The sequence below is a fragment of the Microbacterium sp. Bi98 genome (assembly GCF_918698045.1).
Lineage (GTDB): Bacteria > Actinomycetota > Actinomycetes > Actinomycetales > Microbacteriaceae > Microbacterium.
In genome coordinates this window covers 89371-100431 of record NZ_CAKKLK010000012.1, presented here as the reverse complement: position 1 = coordinate 100431, position 11061 = coordinate 89371, and the positions used below count along the sequence as shown (strand labels likewise).

The following is an 11061-nucleotide window of genomic DNA, read 5'->3' as shown; positions in this document are numbered from 1 at the left end:
GGGTTGTGGGGGTGGGTGCTGACTGGGGATCAGCGCTCCCACCCCATCCCCCCTCGGGATCAGAAGAAGATCTGACTCTCCCTCCGCAGGACGGTCGAACCGTCCACGCGCGGGTCAGCTGGGGACTGACGACTCTGCGCGTATATGAGTAATGGTATACCGGTATACGTTGCATTCCATTGCGTCCGAGAGACTCGACCGAACACGTTGCATCCGGTCCAGAAACGTGCGAAATGAGGGTCTGGGGCGCCTTTCCGACACCGCATTCGTGCATGCCCTCCTGGCACCGTGATCTCCGTTACCCAGAGTGACGCGTCCGGCCCCACCCCCGTCTGCATGCAAGAGAATGGAAGGTGATGTCTGAACTCGAAGATCACACCCAGTGGCAGGCCGATCGCCGCGCCTCCGTCACCTCTGCGACCGGCAACCTCGCGCTGATCGAGACCCGCTGGACGGGCGAGGCTCCCGATCTGGATGCCGAGCGGCAGGCCTCATCCGACACGGTGACCGTGACGCCGATCCAGCGCACGAACATCGAGACCGGGGAGGCCGAGCACGGGCTGCGCGTGTGGGATGCCGAGTCCCCCGCCATCCGCGCCTTCGACCGCATCGACACATACGAGTACGACCCGGCATGGGTTCTGGAGGGGCACTTCACGCCGGTCTCCGGCGATCGTCGGGTGTCGTTCGAGCACATCCGCGACAACGGCGGCACGCGTGAGCTCGTCGTCCCCGGCGACATCCACTTCGTGCTCGACGGCCGCGCGTACGACCTTGCGGCCTTCGACGACGGCGGCACGCTGCTGCTCGTCTTCGGCGACGAGACGAACGGTTCCGAGACCTACGGATCCGGCCGCTTCCTCTTCGTAGAGCTCCGTGACGACGAGGGCACCGTGGTGCTCGACTTCAACCGCGCCTTCGTGCCGCCGTGCGGATTCAGCGCCCAGTACAACTGCCCGCTGCCGCCGGCATCCAACCGCTTCCCCCTGCCTATCCGAGCAGGCGAGAAGAACGCCGTCTTCCGCGACGGCTTCGACATCTACGCGGCGTGACGCCGCGCACCCTCACCCTGGAGCACTCATGAGAAGAACCCGCATCCTCGGCGCGCTCGGCGCCGTCGCCACGCTCGCCCTCGTGGCCGGCTGCGCGTCGGGCGCCACCGACGACGCCGCGAGCGAAGACGCCACCATCTTCATCGGGTCGCTGTACGAGCCCACCAACCTGAGCAACACGCAGGGCGGCGGCCAGGGTGTGACCGAGGCACTGACCGGCAACGTCTACGAGGGCCTCTATCGCCTGACCGACGACGGAGAGGTCGAGCCGCTTCTCGCCGAAGACGCCCAGGTGTCGGATGACGGCCTGACCTACACGATCACTCTGCGCGACGATGTGACGTTCCACTCGGGTGACCCGCTCACGTCCGCCGACGTGAAGTCGAGCATCGAGGCCGTCACCGCCGAGGACTCCGTGTCGGCGCGCAAGTCGAGCTTCACGACCATCGCCGACATCGCGACGCCCGATGACCAGACCGTCGTCTTCACGCTGTCGCAGCGGTCGATCTCGTTCCTCTACAACCTCAGCTACGTCTGGATCGTCAACGACGAGGCCGGTGACATCACCGGCACGGAAGACGGCACCGGCCCCTACACGCTCGACGAGTGGAAGAAGGGCTCGACCCTGACCCTCGAGCGCTGGGACGACTACTGGGGCGAGCCCGCCAAGAACGGCGAGGTCGTCTACACGTACTTCACCGACGCCACCGCTGAGAACAACGCTCTGGCCACCGGCGAGATCGACATGATCACCAGCGTGCAGAGCCCGGACTCGCTCGCGCAGTTCGACAGCGACGACTACGTCATCAGCGAGGGCACCTCGACGACCAAGGAGCTGCTCGCCTTCAACGACCGGGTCGCCCCGTTCGACAACGCCGTCGTGCGCAAGGCGATCTACTCGGCCATCGACACCCAGAAGCTGCTCGAGTCGATCTGGGGCGACTACGGCACGCTCATCGGATCGATGGTGCCGCCCACCGACCCCTGGTACGAAGACCTCACCCAGGTGAACCCGTACGACGTCGACCTCTCGAAGGATCTGCTCGCGCAGGCCGGCTACGCGGACGGCTTCACCTTCACGCTCGACACCCCGAGCTACGACCCGCACCCCGCCGTCGCGGAGTTCCTGCAGTCGCAGCTCGCCGAGGTCGGCATCACGGTCGAGATCAACACGATCAGCGCCGACGAGTGGTACACCAAGGTCTTCAAGGAGCAGGACTTCGAGGCCACCCTGCAGGAGCACGTGAACGACCGCGACGTGGTCTGGTACGGCAACCCCGACTTCTACTGGGGCTACGACGACGCCCAGGTGCAGCAGTGGGTCGCCGAGGCCGAGCAGGCCGCCACGACCGACGAGCAGACAGCTCTGCTGAAGCAGGTCAACGAGAAGATCGCCGAGGATGCCGCGAGCGTATGGTTGTACCTGTACCCGCAGATCGTGGTCGCCTCGAGCGACCTCAGCGGTTACCCGGTCAACGGCCTGAACTCGCAGTTCTTCGCCTACGACATCGTCAAGTCCTGACGCGCGAGGGGGATGCCGCGTGTCGGCATCCCCCTCTTTCATCCTGAGAAGCCATGCTCGCCTACCTGCTGCGCCGCCTCGCGTTCCTCGTGGTCTCGCTCGTCGTCGCGATGATCGCGATCTTCGTGCTGCTGCGGCTGCTCCCCGGCGACCCGGCGAACGCCCTGCTCTCGGTGAATGCGACACCCGAGCAGATCGCCGCCGCCCGCGCACAGGTCGGCTCGGATCAGCCCCTCCTGCAGCAGTTCACGACCTGGGCCGGTCAGCTCCTGCGCTTCGACCTCGGTGAGTCGTTCCTGAGCTCGCGTCCGGTCGGCCCCGACATCGCCGATCGCCTCGCCGTGACCCTCCCACTCACACTCATCGCGTTCACCGCCGCCCTTCTCGTCTCCCTGGTGATCGGCATCACCGCCGCCGTGAAGTCCGACCGCTGGTACGGCATCGCGCTCTCGGGATTCGCGCAGCTGGGTGTTGCCGTGCCGGTGTTCTGGGTGGGCGTCGTGCTCGTCTGGATCTTCGCACTCGGCCTCGGCCTGCTGCCGTCCGGCGGATTCCCGCGCGACGGCTGGGAGGATCCGGCCGACGCGCTACGCTCTCTCGCGCTGCCGGTGACGACGATCGTGATCGTGATGAGTGCATCCCTCAGCCGTTACGTGCGCTCCGCCACCCTCGACGTGATCGGCAGCGATTACCTCCGCACCGCGCGCGCCGGCGGGTCGGGCATGTCCGAGGCGCTGCTGCGTCACGGAGTGCGCAACGGCTCGGTGCCGGTCGTCGCGGTCCTCGGCATCGAGCTGTCCACCACGCTGCTCGGCGCGGTCGTCGTCGAGAGCGTCTTCACTCTTCCCGGTCTCGGCAGTCTGCTGCTGTCGGCCATCGAACAGCATGATTTCCAGGTCATCCAGGGTGTCCTCGTCGTCAGCACCCTCTTCGTGCTGCTCGTCGGGTTCGCCGCCGACATCGTGCAGCGCCTGATCGATCCGCGACTGCGCACGAGCGTCTCGGGCAACCGATGAGCCGCGTCGCCGAGCAGCTGATCACCGGATCCGTCCCCGTGCGGAGGCGGCCGAAGGCGACCCTGCTGATCGGGCTCGTGCTCACCGGCATCATCGTGCTCATCGCGCTGGTGTCGCTGTTCTGGCTCCCCTATCCGCTCGCCGACACGAGTGGAAGTCGTCTCGAGGGGCCGAGCGCCATGCACCTGCTCGGCACCGATCGGCTCGGCCGCGACCTGCTCTCGCAGCTCATGTGGGGTGCGAGGATCGCCTTGATCGTGGGCATCTGCTCGGTCGCGATCGCCGCCGTTCTCGGCGTGATCGTCGGACTGATCGCCGCCTTCTCGCGGCCATGGGTCGACGACACGCTCTCCGCCGGACTGGACGTCGTGATCGCCTTCCCGGTGCTGCTGCTCGCGATGCTCGTCGTCGCGGTGCAGGGAGCGTCGCTGTGGTCGGCGGTGCTCGCGATCGGACTGGCGATGTCGGCGGTCGTCGCGCGTCTCACCCGCATCCTCTCGCGCCGCGTGCTGCAGGAGCAGTACATCACCGCCGCACGCACCAGCGGCACGGGTGTGCTCGGCATCGTGTTCGAGCACGTGCTCCCCAACATCGCACCGACCCTCGCGGTCAGTCTGGCTCTGCAGTTCGGTGCCGCAGTGCTCGCGGAGGCCAGCCTGTCGTACCTCGGGCTCGGTGCCCCGCCGCCCAACGCCTCGTGGGGTCGGATGCTGCAGGAGGCGCAGGGCACCGTGCTCACCGCTCCCGTCGGCGCTATCGCCCCCGGCATCGCGATCATCGCCCTCGTGCTCGGGGTCAACTTCCTCGCCGACGGCCTGCGCGATCTCGCCGACCCGACCCGCAGGAGGAGCCGATGAGCATTCTCGAGGTCGCAGGGCTCACCGTTCGCTCCGGATCTGGGGCTCTCGTGCGCGATGTCTCGTTCTCGCTTCAGCCCGGCGAACGCCTGGGGCTGATCGGCGAGTCCGGGTCGGGCAAGTCGCTCACCTCGCTCGCGGTCACCGGCCTGCTGCCGGATTCTCTCGTCTCGTCCGGGTCGGTGCTGCTCGACGGGCACCAGGTCGTCGGTGCGCGGGATGCCGACCTGAGGCCGTTGCGCGGACCGGTCGCCCAGATCGTGTTCCAGGAGCCGCTCACGGCGCTCGACCCTCTGATGAGGGTCGGTCGCCAGATCGCCGAGCCGCTGCGTCGTCATCTCGGCCTGCGCGGCGCGGAACTGCGGTCGGCCGTCACGGCGGCGCTCGATGAGGTGTCGCTGTCGGAGCCGCGATTCGCGCGCGCCTACCCGCACGAGCTGTCCGGCGGTCAGCGCCAGCGTGTGGCGATCGCCATCGCCTTGGCCGCCCGGCCACAGCTGCTCATCGCAGACGAACCCACCACCGCGCTCGACGTGACCGTGCAGGATGCCGTGCTCACGCTGCTCGAGCGGCTCGTCGCCGAACGCGGCATGGCATTGCTGTTCATCAGCCACGACCTCGCCGTCGTGTCGCGCATGGTCGACCGCATCGTCGTGCTGCGCGACGGTCTGGTGGTCGAGGAGGGGGCGGTCGCCGACGTGCTGCGGCGCCCCGCGGAGCCGTACACGCGGATGCTGGTCGACAGCGCTCGCGCGCTCGATGCGTTCCTCGATGCGAAGGAGGCTGACGCATGAGCCTCCTAGAACTCCGCGGTGCCGGCTTCGCCTACGGATCGCGCCGGGTGCTCGACGACATCTCACTGAGCCTCGACGAGGGAGACTCGCTCGGCCTCGTGGGCGAGTCGGGTGCGGGCAAGTCGACGATCCTGCGGCTGATGCTCGGGCTCTCGGCACCACGCGATGGACAGGTGCTCTTCGACGGTGCTCCCCTGTTGCTGCGCGACCGTGCGCAGATGCGCCGCTTCCGCGCGAGCGTGCAGCCGGTGTTCCAGGATCCGTACTCGTCGCTCGACCCCCGTCAGCGCATCGACCGCATCATCGGCGAGCCCCTGCGTTCACTCGGCCTCGCCTCCGGCGCCGACGCGCAGCGCCGCATCGCCGAGGCCCTCGAGTCGGTCGGGCTTCCCGCCGACACCGCCCGCCGATACCCGCACGAGTTCTCGGGCGGCCAGCGTCAGCGCATCGCGATCGCCCGAGCCGTGGTCTCGCGCCCGCGCGTGCTGCTCGCCGATGAGCCGGTGAGCGCCCTCGACGTGACGACGCGCGTGCAGGTGCTCGAGCTGCTCGACCGCCTGCGTCGAGAGAACGGCCTGTCGCTCGTGATGGTGTCGCACGATCTCACCGCGATCGCGTCAGCCTGCGACCGCACCGTGGTGCTGCAGAACGGCCGCGTCGTCGAACAGGGCGCCACCGCATCCGTGCTGCACGCACCGCAGGACCCGTACACCCGGGCGCTGGTCGACGCGGTTCCGCGACTCCTCCGCTGAGTCGCGGCAGTCGCTCGTCATGGATGGCTGGCCGTTTCGCGGATGGCTGCCCGACCGTCGGGGTGTCTACAGCCAGCCGACATCGTCTAGCAGGGTGGCCGCAGACGACGCCGTGGTGTCAGGCTGACGCGTGCCAGGCCTCTCGGAGTGCGACCACAGAATGGGTCATGTCCGAGTCAGCAGGTGATCACCGACCGCGACTCGGCCGGCGATGTGCGCAGCGCTGTGTACGAAGCGGTTCTCGACTATCTCGCTGCCGGCCTGGATCCGACCTCGACCACGATATTCGCCCACTCGACGGTACCGGCACTCAATCAGCTTCTCGTTCCCTTCTTGAGCCTCGTCACAGAGGCGGAACTTCATCGCAACCCCACCGTCAAGAGCGAGCTCGCGGCGTCCGGACGCACCCTGAGCGGGCTGTTGCTCACCTATCCCGTCCACCAAGCGGCCGACATCCTGTTCTGCAAGGGCAACCTCGTTCCGGTGGGGAAGGACAACCTGCCGCACGTCGAGATGACGCGCACGATCGCACGTCGCTTCAACGAGCGATACGGGAGCGTGTTCCCAGAGCCTGCCGCGCTCGTCACCGCGACCCCTGAGCTTCCCGGCCTCGACGGGCGCAAGATGTCGAAGAGCTATGGCAACGCGATCGCTCTCGGGATGACGGCAGACGAGACCGCGGCCGCCATCAGGCGCGCTCCCACAGATTCAGAGCGCGCGATCACCTACGACCCCACGAATCGGCCCGGAGTATCGGGACTGCTCGCGACGGCTGCGGTCGTTCTCAACCGCACACCGGAGGAGATCGCGAACGACACGCTCGATGAGGTCAGGGCCGCGATGGGGATGACTTATTGACGGAAGGGGCGGCCCAGCAGGGGTCAGTTCATACCTGGAGCCGGCGGCCGATACGCATCGCGTCGGTGCCTGGCACGCACCACGATCAGTTGATCCGGCTCCTCCAGATAGAACAGCACTCGATAGTCGCCACGGCGTGCCGATTGCAGTCCTTCGAAGTCCTCCAGCAGGGGCTTACTCATCCGGAGCGGGTTCTCCGGCAACGTATGCACGGCGAACTCCACAATCGCCTGCGCGATTTTCGGCGGTAGTCGATCGAAGTCCCGCCAAGCGGAATCGGCGAATGACGTGACCCAGTTCACCGGGGTCGAACGCCGTATCTCTTCATCGTGTCTTCGGCGCTGCGGAGCTCGCCAGCGCCGGACTGGCGGCGAGCGTCATCCACGTCTTCACGCGTCCCCGCCTGGGAGAACCAGAAGAGCGTCTCATACAGCGAGTCCAGAGCATCCTTGTTCACCAGCACCGCTGCGCTGCGTCCATGGCGAGTGATCTCGATCGTCTCGTGCTCACGTTCCACTTGGTCGACGAGACGCGACAGGTGATCCTTCGCCTCACTGAGCGGTATGGTCTGCATGGAGGAAGATTAGCCTGAAATCTGGCCTATATCTAGCTTAGTTTCAGGAAATTGGTCCCCTCAGCTCCCCGAAGGCGCGAGGCCGAAGTACTGCAGCTCCGCGTCGTTCAGCATCCGCGAGCGGATCAGGAACCGCATTCCCGTGGGACCCTCGACCGAGAAGCCGGCACCGCGGCCCGGCACGACGTCGATCGTGAGGTGGGTGTACTTCCAGTACTCGAACTGCGATTCCGACATGAAGACCTCGACCGGGGAGTCGAGCCCCACATCGAGGGCGCCGAGCAGCACATCGCTCGGCCCGGTGATGAACATGCCGACCGGGTAGCACATGGGTGACGAGCCGTCGCAGCATCCGCCCGACTGATGGAACATCAGGGGTCCGTGCTGCACGGTGAGATCGCGGATGAGGGATGCCGCGGCATCCGTCACGTCGACTCGCTGATAGGTGCCGATGCTGACCATGCTCCGAGCCTTCCTGCAGGTGGTTCCGGGCGGGCGCTGCCGGTGCAGCGCCCGCCCGGAGGTCGAGCTCAGAAGAAGCCCATCGGGCCTTCTGCGTACGAGACCAGGAGGTTCTTGGTCTGCTGGTAGTGGTCGAGCATCATCTTGTGGTTCTCGCGACCGACGCCCGACTGCTTGTACCCGCCGAACGCCGCATGCGCCGGGTACTGGTGGTAGGTGTTCGTCCAGACACGACCGGCCTCGATCGCCCGTCCCGCGCGATAGGCGGTGTCGCCGCTGCGGCTCCACACTCCCGCACCCAGTCCGTAGAGGGTGTCGTTCGCGATCGAGATCGCATCGTCGAAGTCATCGAACGAGGTGACCGAGAGCACCGGGCCGAAAATCTCCTCCTGGAAGATGCGCATGTCGTTCGTGCCCTCGAACACGGTCGGCGCAACGTAGAAACCTTCGCTGAGGTCGCCGCCGAGATCGACGCGGTCGCCACCCGTGAGCAGTCGCGCGCCTCCCTGCTTGCCGATGTCGATGTAGCTGAGGATCTTCTCCAGCTGATCGTTCGATGCCTGCGCGCCGATCATCGTGGCCGGATCCAGCGGGTTTCCCTGCACGACCCTGCCGACGCGTTCGAGGCCGTCGGCGAGGAAGCCGTCGTAGATCGAGCGCTGGATGAGCGCCCGCGAGGGGCAGGTGCAGACCTCTCCCTGGTTGAGAGCGAACATCGTGAAGCCCTCGAGCGCCTTGTCGTAGAACGGGTCGGCAGTGTCGCGGGCGACGTCCTCGAAGAACACGTTCGGGCTCTTGCCTCCGAGCTCCAGCGTGACCGGAATGAGGTTCTGCGACGCGTACTGCATGATCAGACGCCCCGTCGTGGTCTCACCCGTGAACGCGACCTTGCGGATGCGCTTGTGCTGCGCGAGCGGTGCACCCGCCTCGATGCCGAAGCCGTTCACGATGTTCACGACGCCGGCGGGCAGCAGATCGCCGATGATGTCGAAGAGGAACAGCAGGGATGCCGGCGTCTGCTCGGCCGGCTTGATGACGACGCAGTTGCCTGCGGCGAGCGCCGGCGCGAGTTTCCACACGGCCATGAGGATCGGGAAGTTCCACGGGATGATCTGTCCGACCACGCCGAGCGGCTCGTGGAAGTGATACGCGACGGTGTTCTCGTCGAGCTGGCTGATGCCGCCCTCCTGCGCCCGGAGTACTCCGGCGAAATAACGGAAGTGATCGACAGCGAGTGGGATGTCGGCGGCGAGCGTCTCGCGCACGGGCTTCCCGTTCTCCCAGGTCTCGGCGACGGCGATCTCCTCGAGATGCTGTTCGATGCGGTCGGCGATCCTGTTGAGGATCACGGAGCGCTCCGCGGCGCTGGTCTTGCCCCAGCTGGCGAAGGCCTTCCAGGCGACGTCGACCGCGCGGTCGATGTCCTCGACGGTGCCGCGGCCCACCTCGGTGAAGGGCTTGCCGTTGACGGGGCTCACGTTGTCGAAGAACTGGCCCTTGACGGGATCCACGAACTCTCCGCCGATGTAATGGCCGTACCGCGGACGGTAGGTAGCGAGGGCGCCCGGCTGACCGGGAGCGGCGTAGGCGGTGGACACGTCTTCTTCGACGATGGTCATCGGGACTCCTTCGACGGGCCGCGGCGTCGGTGCTGCGGGCTGTGTCTCGAAGGTAGGTCGGCAGAGGTTGCGCCCCGATGCGCAACGTTGCGGATGGTTGCACGCCGTCGCGAGATGTCCGAGACAGACCGGACGGTTCAGCTCTCCTCGATGCGTTCGATGCGGGCGACGAGCCCGGCGCGCTTCGGCGAGCGCGCCGGAAGCATCTCCAGTGCGAGGCGCAGGGCCGCGGCATCGCTCTGTCCCTCCGGGATCTCGGCGTACTCCAGGAGGACGTCGAGGCTTGCCTCCGACAGCATCGTCTCGCGCAGCGCCGCTCTGACGGACTCGCGGAACTCCTCGACTCCCGGCGATGTGGATTCGGGAAGGACCGGACCTCGGTAGGCGGTGAGGGCGACCCGATGGGCACCTCGGTCGAGCAGTGAGAGGACGTCGTGCGCGTCCGTCTCGAGCACCACCGGCAGCCGATACGGCCGCGACTCGGGGACGAGGCTGGGGGCGTGCTTCTCGAGCACCTTGCGCAGACGCACCATCTCCGGCCGCAGCGTGTCGGCCGACGCGTCCGGTCCGTAGACGAGTTCGCTGAGTCTCTCGGCCGACAGCCCCTGGCGATGCACGGCGAGCATCAGGAGGATCGCGGCATGACGAGCGCTGAGCTCGATCACGGATTCCTCGAGTTCTGTCTCGGTCTCGAGGCGCGCGCGATCGCGCCCCAGGACGTGCAGCGTCGCCCGGGTCGTGGGCTTGGCTCGCGAGGAGATGGTGATCGGACGCTGCGACTCGCTGCGGGCCCGCAGTCTCGACACGAGCAACTCCGACTCGACCGCGCGCGCTGTCGCATCGACCAGCAGCCTGGCCTGCATCGAGACGACCTCGTCTCCTCCGGTGATGTCGATGACCCCGAGGACACGCCGCGTCTCGGGGTCTCGCACCGGAGCCGCCGTGCACGACCACGGATGCACCAGCCTGTTGTAGTGCTCAGCACCGCGGATCTGCACCGACTGTCCGAGCGCCAGCGCTGTGCCGGGAGCTGTCGTGCCGACGGCGTCCTCGGCCCAGTTCGCGCCGGCCACGAAGCCCATGCCCTCGGTGAGCGATTGCAGCTTGCGATCGCCTTCGACCCACAGCAGCCGTCCGGCCTGATCTCCGACGGCGACGACGACACCGGAGTCCCCCTCGGTTCCCGGCAGCAGCAGGGCTCGGATCATGTCCATCGCGGACGCGAGCGGATGCGCGAGTCGATAGGCCTCGAGCTCTTCGCTCACGAGTTCGATCTGCGGGGCCCCTTCGGGGCCGACGCGCCCTCGCCAGGATCGCACCCACGATTCGCGGACGAGAGGTCGCACCTCCTGCAGGCGCTTGTCATCGAGATTGCCGGCGATGAGCTCTTCGTGTGCACGCTCGATCAGAAGACGAGAGGCCTCAGGCGGCCCTTCACGTGACACCTGCCACGACGCGACCACGGGCGTCTCCGATCGTCGATGGTGGAGCGTTACCTCAGTGTAGGAGCCGGATGCCGTCGGCGGTACCCGCGATATTCCGGTCACGCGTTCCG

11 protein-coding genes and 1 pseudogene are annotated in these 11061 nt (G+C 67.1%); 7 read left to right on the top strand and 5 right to left on the bottom strand.

The features are described from left to right. The first annotated feature begins 356 nt into the window (after positions 1 to 356). The 7 genes and pseudogenes from LQZ85_RS15490 to LQZ85_RS15460 form a co-directional block, all read left to right on the top strand. A complete protein-coding gene (locus LQZ85_RS15490; protein ID WP_230101158.1) occupies positions 357 to 1052 on the top strand; it encodes a DUF1684 domain-containing protein in 696 nt (231 codons plus the stop codon). A gap of 28 nt (positions 1053 to 1080) precedes the next feature. Next, positions 1081 to 2574: an ABC transporter substrate-binding protein gene (locus LQZ85_RS15485; protein WP_230101157.1), complete on the top strand. Its 1494-nt coding sequence runs from the start codon at positions 1081 to 1083 to the stop codon at positions 2572 to 2574. A gap of 53 nt (positions 2575 to 2627) precedes the next feature. Then, positions 2628 to 3590, top strand: coding sequence for an ABC transporter permease (locus LQZ85_RS15480; RefSeq protein ID WP_053098213.1), 963 nt, complete (start codon positions 2628 to 2630; stop codon positions 3588 to 3590). Continuing rightward, positions 3587 to 4447, top strand: a complete 861-nt coding sequence (locus tag LQZ85_RS15475) for an ABC transporter permease (RefSeq protein WP_230101156.1) — start codon at positions 3587 to 3589, stop codon at positions 4445 to 4447. The genes LQZ85_RS15480 and LQZ85_RS15475 overlap by 4 nt, the downstream gene beginning before the upstream one ends. Beyond that, positions 4444 to 5241 carry an ABC transporter ATP-binding protein gene (locus LQZ85_RS15470; RefSeq protein WP_230101155.1) on the top strand — a complete coding sequence of 266 codons (798 nt, stop codon included), beginning with the start codon at positions 4444 to 4446 and terminating at the stop codon, positions 5239 to 5241. Before LQZ85_RS15475 ends, LQZ85_RS15470 begins: the two co-directional genes overlap by 4 nt. Then, complete coding sequence (locus tag LQZ85_RS15465; protein WP_230101154.1) at positions 5238 to 5993, top strand: ATP-binding cassette domain-containing protein; 756 nt, start codon at positions 5238 to 5240, stop codon at positions 5991 to 5993. The genes LQZ85_RS15470 and LQZ85_RS15465 overlap by 4 nt, the downstream gene beginning before the upstream one ends. 180 nt (positions 5994 to 6173) lie before the next feature. Further along, positions 6174 to 6851, top strand: a pseudogene (locus LQZ85_RS15460) (tryptophan--tRNA ligase); the annotation flags it as partial. 23 nt (positions 6852 to 6874) lie between these two features. Here LQZ85_RS15460 and LQZ85_RS15455 read toward each other — a convergent pair. From LQZ85_RS15455 to LQZ85_RS15435, 5 genes are all read right to left on the bottom strand, one after another. Further along, positions 6875 to 7153 (bottom strand): type II toxin-antitoxin system RelE/ParE family toxin, encoded by a 279-nt coding sequence (locus tag LQZ85_RS15455; protein WP_230101153.1) that lies wholly within the window; start codon positions 7151 to 7153, stop codon positions 6875 to 6877. After that, positions 7150 to 7425 (bottom strand): type II toxin-antitoxin system Phd/YefM family antitoxin, encoded by a 276-nt coding sequence (locus tag LQZ85_RS15450; protein ID WP_230101152.1) that lies wholly within the window; start codon positions 7423 to 7425, stop codon positions 7150 to 7152. The genes LQZ85_RS15455 and LQZ85_RS15450 overlap by 4 nt, the downstream gene beginning before the upstream one ends. 60 nt (positions 7426 to 7485) lie before the next feature. Next, positions 7486 to 7887: a DUF779 domain-containing protein gene (locus LQZ85_RS15445; RefSeq protein WP_187249170.1), complete on the bottom strand. Its 402-nt coding sequence runs from the start codon at positions 7885 to 7887 to the stop codon at positions 7486 to 7488. A gap of 68 nt (positions 7888 to 7955) precedes the next feature. Then, positions 7956 to 9506, bottom strand: a complete 1551-nt coding sequence (locus LQZ85_RS15440) for an aldehyde dehydrogenase family protein (RefSeq protein WP_230101151.1) — start codon at positions 9504 to 9506, stop codon at positions 7956 to 7958. Positions 9507 to 9643: 137 nt separating this feature from the next. Continuing rightward, positions 9644 to 10969 carry a transcriptional regulator gene (locus LQZ85_RS15435; protein ID WP_230101150.1) on the bottom strand — a complete coding sequence of 442 codons (1326 nt, stop codon included), beginning with the start codon at positions 10967 to 10969 and terminating at the stop codon, positions 9644 to 9646. Positions 10970 to 11061: the final 92 nt, after the last annotated feature.